This window comes from Methylobacterium sp. Gmos1, assembly GCF_053764715.1.
Genome location: NZ_JBSNCC010000006.1, coordinates 262,854 through 280,097, shown reverse-complemented (window position 1 = coordinate 280,097; position 17,244 = coordinate 262,854). Strand labels below are relative to the sequence as shown.

Annotated in this window: 18 protein-coding genes; 9 read left to right on the top strand and 9 right to left on the bottom strand. The window is 71.7% G+C overall.

Features of this window, described 5'->3' with window-relative positions:
• The first annotated feature begins 43 nt into the window (after positions 1–43).
• Positions 44–517 carry a VOC family protein gene (locus ACS5PV_RS15140; RefSeq protein WP_455396153.1) on the top strand — a complete coding sequence of 158 codons (474 nt, stop codon included), beginning with the start codon at positions 44–46 and terminating at the stop codon, positions 515–517.
• A gap of 72 nt (positions 518–589) precedes the next feature.
• Here ACS5PV_RS15140 and ACS5PV_RS15135 read toward each other — a convergent pair whose 3' ends face one another.
• Both ACS5PV_RS15135 and gloB read right to left on the bottom strand, forming a co-directional pair.
• On the bottom strand, positions 590–1,027 hold the full coding sequence (locus ACS5PV_RS15135) for a cupin domain-containing protein (protein ID WP_455396152.1): 438 nt from the start codon (positions 1,025–1,027) through the stop codon (positions 590–592).
• 5 nt (positions 1,028–1,032) lie between these two features.
• Entirely contained in the window at positions 1,033–1,812 is a 780-nt protein-coding gene (gene gloB / locus ACS5PV_RS15130; protein ID WP_455396151.1) for a hydroxyacylglutathione hydrolase, read from the bottom strand.
• Positions 1,813–2,001: 189 nt separating this feature from the next.
• Here gloB and ACS5PV_RS15125 point away from each other — a divergent pair, with 189 nt between their 5' ends.
• Positions 2,002–2,748: a methyltransferase domain-containing protein gene (locus tag ACS5PV_RS15125; RefSeq protein ID WP_455396150.1), complete on the top strand. Its 747-nt coding sequence runs from the start codon at positions 2,002–2,004 to the stop codon at positions 2,746–2,748.
• Positions 2,745–3,467 carry a MarC family protein gene (locus ACS5PV_RS15120; protein WP_455396149.1) on the top strand — a complete coding sequence of 241 codons (723 nt, stop codon included), beginning with the start codon at positions 2,745–2,747 and terminating at the stop codon, positions 3,465–3,467. The genes ACS5PV_RS15125 and ACS5PV_RS15120 overlap by 4 nt, the downstream gene beginning before the upstream one ends.
• On the opposite strand, the gene ACS5PV_RS15115 is transcribed toward ACS5PV_RS15120, so the two are convergent.
• A complete protein-coding gene (locus tag ACS5PV_RS15115) occupies positions 3,433–4,464 on the bottom strand; it encodes an alpha/beta fold hydrolase (protein WP_455396148.1) in 1,032 nt (343 codons plus the stop codon). The genes ACS5PV_RS15120 and ACS5PV_RS15115 overlap by 35 nt on opposite strands.
• Before the next feature lie 264 nt (positions 4,465–4,728).
• Between ACS5PV_RS15115 and dapB the strand changes: the two genes are divergently transcribed.
• From dapB to ACS5PV_RS15100, 3 genes are all read left to right on the top strand, one after another.
• Positions 4,729–5,526, top strand: coding sequence for a 4-hydroxy-tetrahydrodipicolinate reductase (gene dapB / locus ACS5PV_RS15110; RefSeq protein ID WP_455396147.1), 798 nt, complete (start codon positions 4,729–4,731; stop codon positions 5,524–5,526).
• A 34-nt stretch (positions 5,527–5,560) separates the two neighbouring features.
• Complete coding sequence (locus tag ACS5PV_RS15105) at positions 5,561–6,184, top strand: 2,3-bisphosphoglycerate-dependent phosphoglycerate mutase (protein ID WP_455396146.1); 624 nt, start codon at positions 5,561–5,563, stop codon at positions 6,182–6,184.
• A gap of 138 nt (positions 6,185–6,322) precedes the next feature.
• The gene (locus ACS5PV_RS15100; RefSeq protein ID WP_455396145.1) at positions 6,323–6,667 is read left to right on the top strand and encodes a CsbD family protein; all 345 of its coding nucleotides are present in this window, start codon (positions 6,323–6,325) and stop codon (positions 6,665–6,667) included.
• Positions 6,668–6,679: 12 nt separating this feature from the next.
• Here the strand turns inward: ACS5PV_RS15100 and ACS5PV_RS15095 are convergent, their stop codons facing one another.
• Both ACS5PV_RS15095 and ACS5PV_RS15090 read right to left on the bottom strand, forming a co-directional pair.
• Complete coding sequence (locus ACS5PV_RS15095; protein WP_455396144.1) at positions 6,680–7,039, bottom strand: hypothetical protein; 360 nt, start codon at positions 7,037–7,039, stop codon at positions 6,680–6,682.
• Between the two features lie 82 nt (positions 7,040–7,121).
• Complete coding sequence (locus ACS5PV_RS15090; protein WP_455396143.1) at positions 7,122–7,952, bottom strand: YfdX family protein; 831 nt, start codon at positions 7,950–7,952, stop codon at positions 7,122–7,124.
• Between the two features lie 319 nt (positions 7,953–8,271).
• Here ACS5PV_RS15090 and ACS5PV_RS15085 point away from each other — a divergent pair, with 319 nt between their 5' ends.
• Entirely contained in the window at positions 8,272–9,867 is a 1,596-nt protein-coding gene (locus ACS5PV_RS15085) for an NAD-dependent malic enzyme (protein ID WP_455396142.1), read from the top strand.
• A gap of 54 nt (positions 9,868–9,921) precedes the next feature.
• Here ACS5PV_RS15085 and ACS5PV_RS15080 read toward each other — a convergent pair whose 3' ends face one another.
• From ACS5PV_RS15080 to ACS5PV_RS15070, 3 genes are read right to left on the bottom strand one after another with little or no spacing between them, the layout of a single operon-like run.
• Entirely contained in the window at positions 9,922–10,707 is a 786-nt protein-coding gene (locus ACS5PV_RS15080; RefSeq protein WP_455396141.1) for a 3-hydroxybutyrate dehydrogenase, read from the bottom strand.
• Positions 10,708–10,734: 27 nt separating this feature from the next.
• Positions 10,735–11,478, bottom strand: a complete 744-nt coding sequence (locus ACS5PV_RS15075) for an acetoacetate decarboxylase (RefSeq protein ID WP_455396140.1) — start codon at positions 11,476–11,478, stop codon at positions 10,735–10,737.
• 28 nt (positions 11,479–11,506) lie between these two features.
• A complete protein-coding gene (locus tag ACS5PV_RS15070; RefSeq protein WP_455396139.1) occupies positions 11,507–12,646 on the bottom strand; it encodes a patatin-like phospholipase family protein in 1,140 nt (379 codons plus the stop codon).
• A 248-nt stretch (positions 12,647–12,894) separates the two neighbouring features.
• Between ACS5PV_RS15070 and ACS5PV_RS15065 the strand changes: the two genes are divergently transcribed.
• Entirely contained in the window at positions 12,895–13,848 is a 954-nt protein-coding gene (locus ACS5PV_RS15065) for an acetyl-CoA carboxylase carboxyltransferase subunit alpha (protein ID WP_455396138.1), read from the top strand.
• Between the two features lie 437 nt (positions 13,849–14,285).
• Positions 14,286–15,851, top strand: a complete 1,566-nt coding sequence (locus ACS5PV_RS15060) for a L,D-transpeptidase family protein (protein ID WP_455396137.1) — start codon at positions 14,286–14,288, stop codon at positions 15,849–15,851.
• A gap of 168 nt (positions 15,852–16,019) precedes the next feature.
• On the opposite strand, the gene nhaA is transcribed toward ACS5PV_RS15060, so the two are convergent.
• On the bottom strand, positions 16,020–17,228 hold the full coding sequence (nhaA, locus tag ACS5PV_RS15055; RefSeq protein ID WP_455396136.1) for a Na+/H+ antiporter NhaA: 1,209 nt from the start codon (positions 17,226–17,228) through the stop codon (positions 16,020–16,022).
• Between the last annotated feature and the right edge of the window lie 16 nt (positions 17,229–17,244).

Here is a 17,244-nt window from a genome sequence, read left to right as displayed (position 1 = left end):
CCCATTGCGGACGAGCGGCCCCTTTGCCGATAGAACGTCCTGCATGACGGAACACACGAGCATCCATGTGCAGCGCGCCGATCATGTCGGCTTCGCGGTCGGCTCCCTCGACGAGGCACTTCGGTTCTGGATCGATGGGCTCGGCGCACGCCTCGTGCGGACGGGCGAGATGGGGGGCGAGTTCCTCGGTCAGGTCACCGGAGCGCATGGGGCGAAGGTGCGCCTCGCGATCGTTTCGCTGGCGGATCAGACGATCGAACTCCTGGAGTATCAGGGTCCGGACCGACCAAGCGTGCCAGCCAAGCCGTTCGACCCGGGCTTCGCGCATCTGGCCCTTGTGGTCGATGACATCGACGCGCTCCTGATGCGGATTTCCGCCTACGGCTGGAAGGCGCAAGGCACGCCGCAACCGATCGCGAGCGGTGCGCGGGCTGGAACGCGGGTGATCTACGCCGTTGGTCCTGACGGCGCGACGATTGAGTTCATGCAGCCGCCAGCGACCGCCAAGGATCACTGATCCCGCCGGGCGGGTGTCCGCTCCCCACCCGTAGCGAGCGTTCGCAGCACGAGACCCACTCAACAAAAACTCTCACCCCCTTGGCATCGGCCGCCAATCCGGCGGCGCCATCTCGAACCCTTCGAACCGGAAGCCCGGCGCCACGGTGCAGCTCACCAGCGTCCAGGCCCCGAGGCTGGTCGCCGTCTGCCAGTGATGGGCCGGCACCACGATCTGCGGCCGGTGGCCCCGGGCGAGGTCGGGGCCGAGATGGCGCGCCTCGGCGTCGTGGCCGTTGGGGCTGGTGGTGATCACCATTGGGGCGCCTGCATGCCACAGCCACACCTCGGTCGCGTCGACCCGGTGCCATTCCGAGGTCTCGCCGATGTCGAGCAGGTAGTAGATCGCCGTCGAGGCCGGGCGCCCGTCGATCTCGCGGGAATCGCGAAAGGTCTCGCGATAGTGCCCGCCCTCCGGATGGGGCTTGAGGTCGAGCAGGCGCACGACCTCTGATGCGGTCAGGTTTTGCATGGTCGTCAGAACCGGTTCTTCCACTCGCGCAGCGCCGTGAACACCGCCGCCGGGTCGGCGCCGGGCTCCATGCCGACGGCGCGGGCGAGCGCCGGCTCGGTGGCGCGCAGGAACGGGTTGGTGGCCTTCTCCTCGCCCAACGTCGTCGGCACCAGGAAGCGGCCGTCCGCCTTCGCCTTCTCGGCCACCGCCGCCCGGTCCTTGAGGTTCTGGTTCTCCGGCTCGGCGGCGAGCGCGAAGCGGGCGTTCGACAGGACGTAGTCGTGGCCGGAATAGATCACGGTCTCGTCGGGCAGGGGCAGGAAGCGCGACAGCGAGCGCCACAGCGCCGGGGCCTGGCCCTCGAGCACCCGGCCGCAGCCGAGGGTGAACAGGGTGTCGCCGGCGAATGCGAGGCCCGCCTCCTCGAACCAGTAGGTGACGTGGTCGTCGCAATGGCCGGGCGTCTCCCACACGGCCGCCGCGAACGAGCCCACCGTCACCACGTCGCCTTCGCGCACCGTGGCGTCGACCTGCGGCACGGCCGAGCCGGCCTTCGCCGGCGCCGTCACCCGCGCGCCGGTGCGCGCCTTGACCTCCGGGATGCCCTCGACGTGGTCGCCGTGGCGGTGGGTGACCAGGATGTCGGTGAGGCGCCAGCCGGTCTCGTCGAGGGCGCGCAGGACGGCCGCCGCCTCCGGCACGTCGATCGCCGCGCAGGCGCCGGTCTCGGGGTCGCGCATCAGCACGCCGATATTGTCGCTCCGGCACCGGAAGGTGCGGATCTCGGGGCGGATCTCGGCCATGGCGGCGCCTCTTTCCAAACGCGGTCTCGCCGCCGGAAGATAGGGCAGTGCGGCCGCCGCGCGAGTTGGTCGGCGGCGAATAGCGGGGAGCACGCGGGTCCTTGCCGGGTTGACGCCTTGCCGCGCTTCGCGCCACTCCCCATTGATGGCCCCGACGGCGTTTTTTCGCGCCGCACGCCCCGAGAACCGATGAGCCTCGACGTCACCGACCTGCGCGCCTTCTACGCCAGCCCCCTCGGGGCGGTGGCGCAGCGGCTCGTCGGCCGCACGGTCCACCGCATGCTCGGCTCGGTCTCGGGCTTGCGGGTGATGGGGCTCGGCTACGCGGTGCCGTATCTCGGGCCGGTGCGCCACGCCGCCGAGCGGACGCTGGCCTTCATGCCGGCGACGCAAGGGGTGACGCAATGGCCGGGCTCGGGCCGCTCGGCCTCCTGCCTCGTCGACCCGACGATGATGCCGCTGCCCGACGCCGCCCTCGACCGGGTGCTGCTGGTCCACGCCATCGAGGCGGTGGAGAGCCCGGCCGAGCTGATGCAGGAGGTCTGGCGCGTGCTGACCCCGGGCGGCCGGCTGATCGTCGCGGTGCCGAACCGCCGCGGCCTGTGGGCGCGGCGCGACGCCACGCCCTTCGGCCACGGCCAGCCCTACAGCCGCTCGCAGCTCGGCCGCCTGATGCGCGACACGCTGTTCTCGCCCGAGGACTGGGCCGAGACGCTCTACGTGCCCCCCGTCGAGGGCTGGCTCACCTTGCGCACCGCGAGCGCCTGGGAGCGGGTCGGCACCGGCCTGTCCCTGCCCTTCGCCGGCCTGCACGTGGTCGAGGCGACGAAGCAGCTGCACCGTCCTGTCGCGGTCCAGGCCCGCCGGACGGCGCGCCTGAGGCCCCGGGTGCTGGCGCCGGTGCCGGTGCCCGCCCCCGTGCCGGGGGGCGCGTGATGCCGTTCCCGGGTGCGGAGGCCGCGCTCCAGAGCTTCCTCCTCGCCTTCTCGGCCCTGTTCTCGATCGTCAATCCGCCCGGCGCGGCGCTGATCTTCGCGCAGGTCACCGCCGGGCGCAGCCACGCCGACCGTACCTGGCTGTCGCGCCGCATCGGCGTCTACGCCGCCGCCGTGATGCTGGTCTCGCTCTGGGCCGGGGCTTCGGTCCTGAGCTTCTTCGGCATCTCGCTCGCGGCGCTTCGCATCGCCGGCGGCCTCGTCGTGGCGGCGCAGGCCTGGAATCTGCTCGCCGCGCCCGAGCAGCGCGAGGCCCGCAAGACCGCCCAGGCCGAGCCGGTTCAGGGCGGCGAGGCCGGCCCCGAGCCCGCCGCGCTCGCCGAGGTGGCGTTCTTCCCCCTGACGCTGCCCTTCACCACCGGGCCCGGCACCATCGCGGTGGCGATCGCGCTCGGCGCCGGCCGGCCGGAGGGCGGGGCGGACCGGATCGCCTACCTCGCCGGCGCGTCCGCCGCCTCCCTCGTCATCGCCGCGATGGTGCTCGCGGCCTACGCCTCCGCCGACCGGCTGGTGGAGCGCCTCGGCCACGCCCGGGCGCGGGTGCTCGGGCGGCTCGCCGCCTTCCTGCTCCTCTGCGTCGGCACCCAGATCACGCTCACCGGCGTCGCCGACGTGCTGGGACCGCTCATCGCGAACGCCAGGCCAGGGTTCGGCCGTTGAGCGCCATCTGCGCCTCGACCGCCCGCAGGATCCGGGCCTTCGACGAGTAGTGGATCATGTGGCCCTGGCCGGGCAGCAGGGTGAGGGTGCTGCCCGCCAGCTCGGCGTGCAGGCGGCAGGATTGCTCGGCCGGATCGACGACGGCGTCGGCATCGCCCGACAGGATCGCCACCGGCAGCCTCAGAGCCGCGTAGCGGGGCTGCATCAGGGCGACGGCGGTGTTCATGCTGGCGGTGTCCTCGGCGCTCGCGCGTCCCTGCGTCGCCGAGAGCGAGAGCGCGACGGGGAAGCGCGCGGTGAACCGGGCCGGCACCGCCTGCGGCTTGAACACGTGGCGAAACACCTTCGGCGCCAGCATCTGCCCGACCGCCCCCGGCACCAGGGCGCGGGCCGCGTCGCCGAGGCCGGGCACGGCGAGGGGCGCGATCAGCGTCACGTCGGTCCTGCGGCCCGGATAGTAGTAGCCGGAGAGCAGCACGAGGCCGCGCAGGTCGACGCCCTCGTGCACCGCCAGCGCCAGGGACACGATGGTGCCCCAGGAATGGCCGACGACGACGGGCCGCTCGACGTTCAGCGCCGCGAGCACGTGGGCGATCAGCCGCGCCTGCGCGGCGGCGGTCCAGACCCAGTGCCGCGGCCGCTCGGTATGGCCGAAGCCGGGCCGGTCGATCGCGATCACCCGGTAGCTCTTGGCGAGCTGGTCGACGAGGCCGCAGATGACGAAATCCTCCGCCATCGTGCCGTTGCCGTGGATCAGCACCACCGGCCGGCCCTTGCCGCGGACGATCGCGTGCACCCGCACCCCGTCGACCTCGATGAAGCGGCCCGGCGGCGCGTGCGCCGGCACGCTCGCCTTCAGCGCCTCGGCGCCGCGCTGCATCAGGGCTCCGGTCCGGCGCGCCGCGGCGGCATTCGCCTTGGCGGTGGCGCGCAGGATCCGCACGGCGCCGGAGGCGGCGCGGCGGGAGCCGAGCCCGGGAACGAACCGAAAGGCCATGGGATCTCCGGCGCGATGCTGCACTGCGGCATAAGATGGGGCCTTCCGGGCCCGGCGCATATCCCCCCGCCTCGGCCCATCTCTCCCGGCAGCCTCTTGCTCTCAGGGCAGTCTCATGCTCGCGGGGCAGCCTCTTGCTCTCAGGGCAGCCTTGGCAGCATGGCCCCGCCCCTGTACGAGGCCCGTGAGAGGCCTGAGCCGGCCCGCGGCGGCGCGCCGCGCCGGAACGCCGTCGCCGCGACGGCCGCAGAAGGAGCGTGACCCATGCGTCTCGTCGTCGTCGGCGCCTCCGGGCGCATGGGGCGGATGCTGATCCAGGCCGTGGCCGGCACCGAGGGCTGCACGCTCTCGGGCGCGATCGAGCGCGAGGGTTCGCCCGCGCTCGGGCAGGATGCCGGCACGCTCGCCGGGCTCCAGCCCCTCGGCGTCCCCGTCACCGACGATCCGCTGCCGGTCTTCGCCGAGGCCGACGGCGTCCTCGACTTCACGGCGCCGGCCGCGACGGTGTTCTACGCCGAGCTCGCCGCCCAGGCGCGCATCGTCCACGTCGTCGGCACCACCGGCCTGTCGCCGGACGATTTCTCGAAGCTCAAGACGGCGTCGTTTCACGCCCGCATCGTGCAGTCGGGCAACATGTCGCTCGGGGTCAACCTGCTGGCCGGCCTCGTGCGCAAGGTCGCCGCCACGCTCGGCGACGAGTTCGACATCGAGATCCTGGAGATGCACCACCGCCACAAGGTGGATGCGCCCTCCGGCACCGCGCTCCTGCTCGGCGAGGCCGCGGCGCAAGGCCGCAACGTGGCGCTGTCCGAGCGCAAGGTCGCGGTGCGCGACGGCCATACCGGCCCGCGCGAGCCCGGCACGATCGGCTTTGCCACCCTGCGCGGCGGCAGCGTCGTCGGCGAGCACAGCGTGATCTTCGCCGGCGCCGGCGAGCGCATCGAGCTCACCCACCTCGCCAGCGACCGCGGCCTGTTCGCCGCCGGCGCCGTCAAGGCCGCCCTCTGGGCGCAATCCCGCGAGCCCGGCTTCTACGGCATGGACGACGTGCTGGGCCTCTGAAAACCCTACCCCTGACAACGGAGCGACACGCATCATGGAGCGTCTTCTCGTCCTCGCGCGCCACGGCCAGAGCGAGTGGAACCTGAAGAACCTGTTCACCGGCTGGAAGGACCCCGGGCTGACCGAGCTCGGCGTCGAGGAGGCGCGGGCCGCCGGGCGGCGGCTCAAGGCGAAGGGCGTGCAGTTCGACGTCGCCTTCACCTCGGACCTCGGCCGGGCCCAGCGCACCTGCGCGCTGATCCTGGAGGAGCTCGGCCAGACCGGCCTCCAGACCTTCGCAGACGCCGCCCTCAACGAGCGCGACTACGGCGACCTCTCGGGCCTCAACAAGGACGACGCCCGCGCCAAGTGGGGCGAGGACCAGGTCCACGTCTGGCGTCGCTCCTACGACGTGCCCCCGCCTGGCGGCGAGAGCCTGAAGGACACCGTCGCCCGCGTCCTGCCCTACACGATGCGGGAGATCCTGCCCCGGGTGATGCGCGGCGAGCGGGTGCTGGTCGCCGCCCACGGCAACTCGCTGCGCGCCCTCGTGATGGTGCTCGACGGGCTGACCACCGAGACCATTCCCGGCCTCGAGCTCGCCACCGGCGTGCCGCTGGTCTACCGCCTGAAGGACGACACCACGGTCGCCACCAAGGAAGTCCTCGACCGCGACTGATCACGTCGCCCGCGGGGCCGCCCTCTTTCGGGGGCGGCCGCCTGCCGGAATGCGTAGAACTATTGCCGCGCCGCCCATCCGTCCCACCTGTCATGGCATGGCGCGCCCCTCGCGCACGCTCCGGCAAGGGAGAGACAGATGGTCGACACGGATCGCATCACCGGCGCGGCCCGCGAACTCGGCGGCAAAGTGCAATCGACCCTCGGCGACCTCGCCGGCGACCACCGCTCGCAGGTCGAGGGCCGGTTCCGCGAGGCGCAAGGGCACGCCGAGCGCTTCGCCGGCGAGGCCCGCGACACCCTGCGCGACGCCGCCGACACCGCCCGCGACTACGCCGAGGACGCCTACGACCAGGGTCGCCGCGCGGCGCGCCACGGCGCCAGCACCGTCACCCAGTACGTCGAGGAGACCCCGCTCCTCGCCCTGCTGGTCGCCGGGGCCGTGGGCTACGGCTTGGCGCTCCTGGTGCACGGGCGCCGCTGAGACCCCGGCCCATCACCGCGGCAGCGGCAGCGGCGGCGGCGCGCGCGGCAGCGTGCCGTCGGCGAGCTGCAGGCAGGTGAGCAGGGCGACGTAGGAGGGCGTGCCGCCGACCGCACTGTCCTCGAGGCAGTCGCGCCGGTCCGCGTCCGGGAAGGCCGACCAGCGCCGCCGCAGGGTGCGCCGCGCGGCGCGCTCGTCGGACAGGCAGCCACGAACGCTCGCCGCCGAGGCGTCGGGCCCGGGCGCCCGTTCGAGCGCGCAGGACCGGGCCGGGGAGAAGGCCGGAAAGCCCGCGCCCCGTGCCAGGGCCGGCCCGACCGGGATCGACCCGGCCAGGGCCAGTGCCACGACCGCGAGCCACGCCTGTCTCACGACGCCCTCCCCATGATCGTCAGCCCCGGCGCGAGGCGTCCGGCCCGGGAGGGTGTCCCGGGCCGGACGCGGCCTCTCACGCCTACTTCGTCGCCGCCTTGCCGTCGGCCGCACCCGCATTGCCCTGCGGCGCGGGCTTGGCGGCGGCGTGCGCCGCGGCCTTCTGCGGCAGGCCGACCGCGTCGATCACGTCGAAGCGCATCCCGTCCTCGGCGGTCTTCAGCGCCGCGTTCGCCTCGTAGTACTTGCCCTGGCCGATCAGCGTGGCGGCCTGGTTCACGTCGGCGGTGGTCTTGTCGAGGGGCAGCACCGCCATCACGAAGTTCACGTCGACATGGGCGAGCTTGAGCTTCTCGATCGCGCCCTTCTGGTCGCCCTTGGCAAGGCTCTTGTTTGCCTCGGTGACCGCCGAGGCCTTCTCGGGCGTCGCGACGAAATCCTCGCCGAGGGTCATCTGGGCATCGACCGGCACCCAGGCGACCTTGCCCGCGGCCGTCGCGTCCTTCGCCGCCGCGTCCTTGGAGGCCGGCTGCGCCGCCGCGGCGTCCGCCGCTGCCTTGTCCTTCGGGGCCGCTGGCGCGGCCGCCATGTCGGCGGGCGTCTTGAGGTCGGCCTCGGCCTTGGTGAACACCGCGTCGTCCGTCTTCGCCTTGGCGAGTGCCGCCTGCGCCTTGCCGATCAGGCTCTTGGCCTGCGCCGGGTCGGCGTCGAAGATCGCGATGCGCGCGAGGTGCATGTCGCGGAACGCCTGGGCGCCGTCCTTCGAGAGCTTGCCGACATCCTGGTCGATCGCCTTCTGCGCCGGCGTCTCCTGCATCGCGGCGGGCTTGGCCGCCTGCTCGGCGGCGTAGGCGGCTCCACCGAGGAACGTGGCGGCGACGAGGGCGGCGGCGACGGATTTGCGATAGGACATGGCGCTCTCTCTTCTTGTAGGCGATGTCTTGGATATTCTCGATCATCGCTGCGTTGATGACATGTGAATAATACTCTCACATTCCACCAGTTGCCTGTCCGTGCCATTAAAAGCCTGTAACACAACGGCAGGTCGGATGGACCGGGCGCGGCGAGCGAACTTGGTCACGGACAGGTCGATGCGGCGGCTCCGACCTTTGCGTCATGCTGCGGTGCAACAAAAGCTCACCTGCATCGTTGCCGCAAGGGGATGTGGATCGGCTGCGCGACGAAGCCCGATCCTCCGCCATCCCGCTGACGGAAGGCATGGAGACGCGACCGTGATCCAGGCATCGAGGGGAACGGCCTATACCGAAGCCGAGCGCAAGGCCCGCGGGCTCGAAGGGATGCTCCCGACTGCCGTCGAGACGCTCGAGCGGCAGGTCGAGAGGGTGCTCGGCCACCTCGCGTCCAAGCCCGACGACGTCGAGCGCTACATCTACCTCCAGGAACTCAGCGTCCGGAACGAGACGCTGTTCTACGCCACCGTGATGTCCGATCCGGTGCGCTTCGTGCCGATCGTCTACGATCCGACGATCGCCGAGGCCTGCCTGACCTACGGCCACATCTACCGCGAGCCGCAGGGCATGTATCTCAACCGGTCCATGCAGGGCCGGTTCGCCGAGGTGCTGCGCAACTGGCCGGTCCGGGACGTGCGCTTCATCTGCGTCTCGTCGGGCGGCCGCATCCTCGGCCTCGGCGACATCGGGGCCAACGGAGCACCGATCCCGATCGGCAAGCTGCAACTCTACACCGCCTGCGCCGCCGTGCCGCCCGAGGGCCTGCTGCCGATCCACCTCGACATCGGGACCACCAACGCGGCGCTGCGCGCCGACGCGCTCTATACCGGCCTGCGCGAGGAGCCGCCTGGGCCAGACGAGGTCGACGCGGTGGTCGACGCGTTCATGGCCGCGGCCAACGAGGTGTTTCCCGGCGTCTGCGTGCACTTCGAGGACTGGAAGGGAGACGACGCGATCCGGCTCCTCGCGCGCTACCGCGACCGCTACCTCGTCTACAACGACGACATCCAGGGCACCGCGAGCGTGACGCTGGCGGGGCTCATCACCGCGCTCCAGATCAAGGGCGAGGCGCTGGCCGACCAGCGGGTCCTGTTCGCCGGCGCAGGCTCGGCCGGCATCGGCATCGCCGGGATGGTCGCGATGGCGATGGGCGAGGCGGGCTTGAGCGACGACGAGGCGCGCTCGCGCATCGCCCTGTTCGACATCCACGGCCTGATCGTGAAGGGCCGCACCGACCTCAACCCCTCGCAAGCGCCCTATGCCCGCGACGAGGCGGCGACGGACGACCTCGCCGAGTCCGTCCGGCGGTTCAAGCCGACGGTGCTCGTCGGTGTCTCGACGGTGGGCGGGCTCTTCACCGAGGCGGTGGTGAAGGCGATGGCCGAGGCGTGCGAGCGTCCGGTGATCTTCCCGCTCTCCAACCCGACCGACAACGCCGAGTGCACGCCGGAGCAGGCCTACGACTGGACCGACGGGCGGGCGCTCGTCGCCTGCGGCGTGCAGTTCCCGGACGTCGAGCGCGACGGCCGGACCTTCCATCCCGGGCAGGCGAACAACTTCTACATCTTCCCGGCCGTCGCGCTCGCCGTCTACGCGACGCGGCCGCGGCGCATCGACGACGCGATGTTCATCGAGGCGGCGCGCGCCACCGCCGACCAGGTCGGCCGGGCGGAGCGGGAGGCGGGAATGCTGTTTCCCCGCCAGGACAACATCCTGGAGACCGAGCGCACGACGGCGACGCGGGTCGCCGAGTCGATCTTCGCGCGCGGCCTCGCCACGGTCGAGCGCCCGCGCGACGTCCGTGCCTTCATCGAGGGGCTGAGCTACCGGCCGGTCTACGCCGACGCCCGCGGCTGACGGACGCCGACGGGATCGGGCCGGTCTCGCGCGGCCCGATCCCGCCGCCTCGCGCTACTGCGCCGTCCAGCCGCCGTCGACCGGCAGGTTGGTGCCGGTGATCTGGGCCGCGGCCTCCGAGCACAGGAACACCGCGATCGCCGCGACCTGATCCACCGTGACGAATTCCTTCGTCGGCTGGGCCTTCAGCAGCACCTCCTCGATCACCTGGTCCTTGGTCATGCCGCGGGCCTTCATGGTGTCGGGGATCTGCGCCTCGACCAGCGGGGTCCAGACGTAGCCCGGCGAGATGCAGTTGACCGTGACCTTGTGGGTGGCGAGTTCGAGCGCCGCGGTCTTGGTCAGGCCGGCGATGCCGTGCTTGGCCGCGACGTAGGCCGACTTGTAGGGCGAGGCGACCAGCGAGTGCGCCGACGCCGTGTTGATGATCCGGCCCCAGCCCTTCTTCTTCATCCCGGGGATCGCCGCCCGCATGGTGTGGAAGGCCGAGGACAGGTTGATCGCGATGATCTGGTCCCACTTCTCGACCGGGAATTCCTCGATCGCCGAGACGTACTGGATGCCCGCGTTGTTGACGAGGATGTCGACCGCGCCGAACTCCGCCTCGGCGTCCGCCACCATCTTGGCGATCTCCTCGGGCTTCGTCATGTCGGCGCCGGAATAGACCGCGCGGACGTGGAACTCGGACTCGATCGCGGCCCGCTCCTTCTCGATCGCCTCGGGCTTGCCGAAGCCGTTGATGACCACGTTGGCGCCGTGTTGCGCCAGGGCCCGGGCGATGGCCAGCCCGATGCCGCTCGTCGAGCCGGTGACGAGGGCGGTCTTGGATTGCAGCGTCATGGGTTTCGTCTCCTCGGGGAGGGGTCGTCAGGCCAGGTAGTCGTGCAGCACGTGGCCGTACGGCAGGGTGAAGTCGACGATCTGGTGGCGGGCCCGCACGATCCGGCGCACCGGCAGGTCGGCGACGCGGCAATTGACGTGCGGGATCAGGTGCAGACGGGCGTCGCCCTCCCAGGCGCCGTGGACCGTGATGTCCTGGAGCCGGTAGCCGACGAGCTGCGCCACCTTCACGCCGCCGTCGACGTCGGGGATCAGCTTCAGGTTGACGTTGAGCTGGCCGATGCCCTCGCGCACCTTGTCGAGCTGGTCCTCGAGGCTGCGATGCTTGTAGGTCATCGTGCCCATCGCCACCCGCTCCTCGTCGTAGTGCAGGGTGCCGGTCAGCGTGTCCTTCATCACCTTGAGCCGGGGCACGCCGTACTTCTTCGGAAAACCCCAGATCTCGCGGCCGGCGGTGATCGGCGGCTCGTCGTCGAGATACATCTGGACCGAGTAATTGCAGGGCTCGCCCTTGTAAGTGGCGACGATCGCCGACCCGCTCTCCTCGTAATCGCCGAAGCCGGAGGAATCCGGCATCTTCATCCACTCGTAGAAGGCGAGGTTGCCGGGCGCCGGCTCCAGCGGCTCGGGCAGCGCGGCGCGCAGCGCGTCCGGGTCGGTCTCGTAGGTGATGATGAGGTATTCGCGCCGCATGAAGCGGTAGGGCCCGTGCGGGTAGCTCGGGCTGAAGGCCGGCATCGAGGGCGCCTTCAGGATCTCGTCGCGGGTCATGCGGCGTACCTTCCTCTCCGAAAGATCGTCAGTCCCGCGCGTCGCGGGTGAGGTCGAACACGCTCACGCCCTCCTCGGGCCGGCAGCGCTCGATCCAGTGGCGGTGGCGCAAGGAGCGGCGCACGTCGTTGCGCCCGGTCTTCCAGTGCTCCAGCATCGTGGTGCGCGAGAACTCGTAGTCCTTGGCGTCGCTCTCGTAGTTCTTGGCGCGGTAGATCAGCTGGAGGATCGTCACCGCGTTCTGGTGGCTGACCTCCGACAGGAAGGCGACGTCGGGATCCTGGCGCAGGGCGGCCGGCAGCTTGTCGAACAGGCGCCGGAACGCGGTCTTGGCCTTGTGGATCTCGATCTGGTCGTTGGTGTTGAGCCGCGTGCGGCTGGAGAAGCGGATGTCCTTCTCGCGCTCGGCCGCCTCCGAGAGGGTGCGGGGCACGGGGCCGCGCGCGCTGAACAGGTCGACCTGGAACACCGCCAGATCGGCCAGGCGCTCCTCGTCGAGCACGTATTGCAGCGGCGTGTTCGAGACGATGCCGCCGTCCCAGTAGAGCTCGCCGTCGATCTCGACCGGCGGGAAGCCCGGCGGAAGGGCGCCCGACGCCATGATGTGCTCGGGGCCGATCCGGTCGCGGCGGTTGTCGAAATAGACGAAGTTGCCGGTGCGGATGTTGACCGCGCCGACGCTGAGCCGCGTCTCGCCGCGGTTGATCCGGTCGAAGTCGATCAGTTCGACGAGGGTCTCCCGCAGCGGCGCGGTGTCGTAGTAGCTGAGCGCCTGGGGTGCGCCGGCCGGGTAGAACGTCGCCGGGGGCACGCGCGGGGCGAAGAAGCCCGGCACCCCGACCGTCGCCCCGAAGGCGGCGCTCCAGGCGTTGAACACCTCGCGGGCCTGCTCGCCGGGCCACCACGGCGAGACGGTGATCGCGGAGGAGACCTTCTCCCAGAAGGCCCGCAGCCGCTCGATCCGGCGCTCGGGCGGGTTGCCGGCGATGAGCGCGGCGTTGATCGCCCCGATCGAGATGCCGGCGACCCAGTCGGGCGAGAGCGCGGCCTCCTGCATCGCCTCGGCGACGCCGGCCTGGTACGAGCCGAGCGCGCCGCCGCCCTGCAGCACCAGCACCCGGCACTCGTCGCGCCCGGCCCGCCGCTCCGCCTGATCCCGCTCGTCCATTTGGCCTCCGCTGGCCGCCGCGCGAATCCCGGCGGTTAGATGATGCTGCACTGCCGCGAGACAAGCCTCGCGCTGCACCCGCGCCGCGGGTCGCCCTGGGTCCTCGGGTTGACACGGGCCGGCCCCTCCGCCAAGCCTCCGCGCCGCTCAAGGCCCGGGTGGGCCGCCCGCGCCGCAGGACGTGCCCCTGGCTCCGGTTCCCCGCCAAAAGCCTCCCGCGACGCCGGCTCGACACAGCACAGGTCCCGATGCGCTCCTACCTCGACTTCGAAAAGCCCGTCGCCGAGCTCGAGGCGAAGCTCGAGGAACTGAGGGCGCTCGGCGACCGCGACGGCGCGGTGGCGATCAGCGAGGACGTGGCGCGGCTGGAGGCCAAGGCCGCGGCGGCTCTCGCCGAGCTCTATGCCGGCCTCAGCCCCTGGCAGAAGACCCAGGTCGCCCGCCATCCCCAGCGGCCACACTTCGTCGATTACTGCGCCGAGCTGATCGAGGAGTTCCAGCCGCTCGCCGGCGACCGCGCCTTCGGCGAGGACGAGGCGGTGGTCGGCGGCTTCGGGCGCTTCCGCGGCCGGCCGGTCTGCGTCATCGGCCAAGAGAAGGGCGCCAACACCGAGGCCCGCATCCGGCACAATTTCGGCATGGCCAAGCCCGAGGGCTACCGCAAGGCGGTCCGCCTGATGGGGCTCGCCGGCCGCTTCGGCCTGCCGGTCCTCACCTTCGTCGACACGGCGGGCGCCTATCCGGGCATCGAGGCGGAGGAGCGCGGCCAGGCCGAGGCCATCGCCCGCTCGACCGAGGCCTGCCTCGGCCTGCCGACCCCCAACGTCACGGTGGTGATCGGGGAGGGCGGCTCGGGCGGCGCCATCGCGCTCGCCACCGCCAACACGGTGCTGATGCTGGAGCACGCGATCTACAGCGTGATCTCGCCGGAGGGCGCCGCCTCGATCCTGTGGCGCGACGCCGGGCGGGCGCAGGACGCCGCCACCGCGATGAAGATCACCGCCCAGGACCTGTTGCGGCTCGGCGTCATCGACGGGATCGTGCCCGAGCCCACCGGCGGCGCCCACCGCGACCGGTCGGCCGCCATCCGGGCCACCGGCGAGGCGATCGCGAGCGCGCTCGAGCCGCTGTCGAGCCTCGACGCGGACACCTTGCGCGACCGGCGGGCGCAGAAGTTCCTGGAGATCGGGCGGAGCCTGTAAAGGTCCATCGCATCCGCTTTTCCCGCGACAGATCTGACATCCTCCGCGTCATCCCGGGGCCGCGCAGCGGAGCCCGGGATGACGCGGAGGGTGTCGGTGTCGGCGGGTGGGACGAAGCGGGCGCTGGCTCCGTCGATACTCCATCCCCACGATCCACAGCTCCGCACAACCCCCATGCCCCAGACACAACCCGGCCTTCGTTTTGCCGAAGACCGGGCGGATGTGTTCGTGGGTGAACCCCGTGACGCCGGGTGCCGGCTTCTTGTCCGAGGCACCTGTTGAACGCATCCCCGCAATCTTAACCGTTCTTGCGGTAAGAGGCGGGTAAGTTTAACGAAGCTATGGGGTTGGGGAGACCGGTCCGCGGCGTCAGTGTGCCGGCGGTCCGATGGCGAGAAGGCGGGGTTCCCATGGTGGGTCTGGCGAGGCGTCTGGCGATGCGTCCGGTGCTGGCGGCGAGCGCGCTCGCCGTCGCGCTGTCCCTCGGGGCGTGCCAGGATGCCGGCTTCTCGGCCGCCGGCTCGGCGCGGGCCCGCGAGCCGATCCCGCAGAAGACTGTCGCCCTGATGGCGACGAAGAACATGTCGCCCCGCGACCCCATCCTGATCCGCGCCTTCAAGAAGGAATCGGAGATGGAGGTCTGGAAGCGCGGCACCGACGGCCAGTACGCGCTGCTCAAGACCTTCCCGATCTGCCGCTGGTCGGGCCAGCTCGGCCCGAAGGTGCGCGAGGGCGACCGTCAGGCGCCTGAGGGGTTCTATCCCATCGCCATGGGGCAGATGAACCCGAACTCGTCCTACTACCTCTCCTTCGACACCGGATACCCGAACGCCTTCGACCGCGCCAACGGCCGCACCGGCAGCTACCTGATGGTGCACGGCACCTGCTCCTCGGCCGGCTGCTTTGCCATGACCGACGAGGCGATCTCGGAGATCTACGCCATCGCCCGCGAGGCTTTTGCCGGCGGGCAGCGGGCGTTCCAGTTCCAGTCCTACCCGTTCCGGATGACGGCGCAGAACCTCGCCAAGTTCCGCAACGACCCGAATATCGGCTTCTGGAAGAACCTCAAGGAGGGCTCGGACTACTTCGAGGCCCTGCACGAGGAGCCGCGGGTCGGGGTGTGCGGCACCCGCTACGTCTTCGGCGGCCAGGACGCCGCGGCCGGCGCCTGCAACCCGAAGGTCGATCCCGTCGTCGTCGCCAAGCGCGAGAAGGACGAGGTCGAGGTGGCCGAGCTCGTCGCCAAGGGCACCGCGGCGACCCGCCTCGTCTACCAGGATGGCGGCCAGCACCCGTTCTTCCGCGAGAGCGCGCCGAGCACCCAGCTCTTCGCCGAGCAGGCGCAGCCGCGGCCGAACATGGGCACCATCAGCCGGCCCGAGGCCCTGGCGGCGGCGCCCGAGGAGGTCGTGATCGAGCCGAAGGTGAAGCCGGTCCTGCTCGCCAAGATCGACCCGAAGCACGAGAAGGGCAAGGCCGGCGCGAAGCCGACCGCGCTCGCCTTCGCGGCGCCGGCGACCAATCCGGCCCCGATCCCGACCCGCGAGGCCGCCGCCGCGGCTGCCCCGGCGGCGCCGATCACGGTGGCGAGCGCCGACGGCGACCCGTCGGCCTACCGCAAGCTCCTCGGCAACCTGTTCGGCGGCGCGCCGGCCGCCCCCCCGGTGGCGCCCGCCGCCCTGCCGTCGGCCGACACCACCCCGGTCGCCGCGATCTCGCCGGCCGCACCGCTGCCGAAGAAGGTCACCGCCACCGCCCGCCTGCACCCGGCTCCGGCCGCCCACGCGGCCGCGACCGCCAAGGTCGACGGGCTCAACCCGGGTGCCGGAAAGCCCGCTGCGCCCAAGGCGGAGGCGAAGCCTGCCGACGCCAAGCCCGCCGCCAAGGCCGGGGAGGCCAAGACCGGAGAGGGCAAGACCGGTGACGTGAAGCCCGCGGATGCCGGCAAGCGCACCGAGGCGCCGAACCGCAACCGCGTCGCCGCCTCGCAGACTGCGAATTGATAAACCCTCGATGTCATTCCCGGGCTCTCGTCTGCGGCGAGTTCCGGGATGACGCTGGGGAATCCGACGTAAGGGAGAAGGCGCGGGTTTTCCCAGACAGCCCTGCGGGATGAAGGCAGGGCGTCGGCGGCGAGAGAGCCGTTTTGCCTCGCGTTGCGTCCAAGCGCACTACTCCGTCGCCGCCGAACTCGTCCCCTCCCGCTTCCCGAGCGACAGCACCAGGGCGCCGGCCAGCGTCGAGAGCACCGAGCCCAGGATCACCCCAAGCTTGGTCTCGGTGTCGAACTCGGGCGCGCCGGCGAAGGCGAGGCCGCCGATGAACAGGCTCATGGTGAAGCCGATGCCGCACAGCAGCGCCACTCCGTAGACCTGGCGCCAGGTGGCGCCGGCAGGCTTGTGCGCCAGCCCGGTCCGCACCGCGAGCCAGACGCCGCCGAACACCCCGACCTGCTTGCCGAGAAACAGCCCCGCCGCGACCCCGAGGGTGACGGGCGCGAACAGGACCGAGGGCGTCGATTCGGCGAGGGACACGCCCGCATTGGCGAAGCCGAAGACCGGCAGGATCAGGAAGGCGACCCAGGGCTGGAGCGCGTGCTCCAGCCGGTGCAGGGGCGATTCCCCGTCGTCGGGCCGGCCCGGGCTTGCCCGCAGTGGGATCGCCAGCGCCAGGACTACCCCCGCCACGGTGGCGTGGAGCCCTGAGCGCAGCTCCAGGAGCCACAGCACGGCGCCGACGATCAGGTAGGGCCCGAGGCGGCGGAGTCCGAGGCGGTTGAGCACCGTCAGCATCGCGGTCACGGCGCCGGCGAGCGCCAGCATCGGCCAGGCGAGGTCGGCGGTGTAGAACAGCGCGATGATCACCACCGCCCCGAGGTCGTCGAGGATCGCGAGCGCGGTGAGGAAGACCTTGAGCGAGACCGGCGCCCGCGAGCCGAGCAGCGCCAGGACGCCGAGCGCGAAGGCGATGTCGGTGGCCGCCGGGATCGCCCAGCCCCGCAGGGTGGCGGGAGACGACAAGTTGACCGCGGCGTAGACGAGCGCCGGCACCGCCATGCCGCCGAGCGCCGCGATGCCCGGCAGCGCCCGGTCGGGCCAGGTCCGCAAGCCCCCGTCCAGGATCTCGCGCTTGATCTCCAGCCCGACGAGCAGGAAGAACAGGGCCATCAGGCCGTCGTTGATCCAGTGCAGCAGGCTCAACGGCCCGAGATGCGCGTGCAGCGCCCGGGCGTAGACGTCGCCGTAGGGGCCGTTGGCGACGACGAGGGCGAGCACCGCGCTCGCCACCAGCACGAGGCCGCCGCCGGCGCTGCTGACGAGCAGGTTGCGGAGAGCCGAGAGCGGGCGCGGCAGGCGCCGGGGAGGGGAGGTCGTCTGCATGGCGCCCCGCCTGCCA

Bases quoted from the DNA above. Each gene is read 5' to 3' on its own strand.
- ACS5PV_RS15140 (WP_455396153.1), top strand. From the start codon at position 44: ATGACGGAACACACGAGCATCCATGTGCAGCGCGCCGATCATGTCGGC.
- ACS5PV_RS15135 (WP_455396152.1), bottom strand. From the start codon at position 1,027: ATGCAAAACCTGACCGCATCAGAGGTCGTGCGCCTGCTCGACCTCAAG.
- gloB (WP_455396151.1), bottom strand. From the start codon at position 1,812: ATGGCCGAGATCCGCCCCGAGATCCGCACCTTCCGGTGCCGGAGCGAC.
- ACS5PV_RS15125 (WP_455396150.1), top strand. From the start codon at position 2,002: ATGAGCCTCGACGTCACCGACCTGCGCGCCTTCTACGCCAGCCCCCTC.
- ACS5PV_RS15115 (WP_455396148.1), bottom strand. From the start codon at position 4,464: ATGGCCTTTCGGTTCGTTCCCGGGCTCGGCTCCCGCCGCGCCGCCTCC.
- dapB (WP_455396147.1), top strand. From the start codon at position 4,729: ATGCGTCTCGTCGTCGTCGGCGCCTCCGGGCGCATGGGGCGGATGCTG.
- ACS5PV_RS15105 (WP_455396146.1), top strand. From the start codon at position 5,561: ATGGAGCGTCTTCTCGTCCTCGCGCGCCACGGCCAGAGCGAGTGGAAC.
- ACS5PV_RS15100 (WP_455396145.1), top strand. From the start codon at position 6,323: ATGGTCGACACGGATCGCATCACCGGCGCGGCCCGCGAACTCGGCGGC.
- ACS5PV_RS15090 (WP_455396143.1), bottom strand. From the start codon at position 7,952: ATGTCCTATCGCAAATCCGTCGCCGCCGCCCTCGTCGCCGCCACGTTC.
- ACS5PV_RS15080 (WP_455396141.1), bottom strand. From the start codon at position 10,707: ATGACGCTGCAATCCAAGACCGCCCTCGTCACCGGCTCGACGAGCGGC.
- ACS5PV_RS15075 (WP_455396140.1), bottom strand. From the start codon at position 11,478: ATGACCCGCGACGAGATCCTGAAGGCGCCCTCGATGCCGGCCTTCAGC.
- ACS5PV_RS15070 (WP_455396139.1), bottom strand. From the start codon at position 12,646: ATGGACGAGCGGGATCAGGCGGAGCGGCGGGCCGGGCGCGACGAGTGC.
- ACS5PV_RS15065 (WP_455396138.1), top strand. From the start codon at position 12,895: ATGCGCTCCTACCTCGACTTCGAAAAGCCCGTCGCCGAGCTCGAGGCG.
- ACS5PV_RS15060 (WP_455396137.1), top strand. From the start codon at position 14,286: ATGCGTCCGGTGCTGGCGGCGAGCGCGCTCGCCGTCGCGCTGTCCCTC.
- nhaA (WP_455396136.1), bottom strand. From the start codon at position 17,228: ATGCAGACGACCTCCCCTCCCCGGCGCCTGCCGCGCCCGCTCTCGGCT.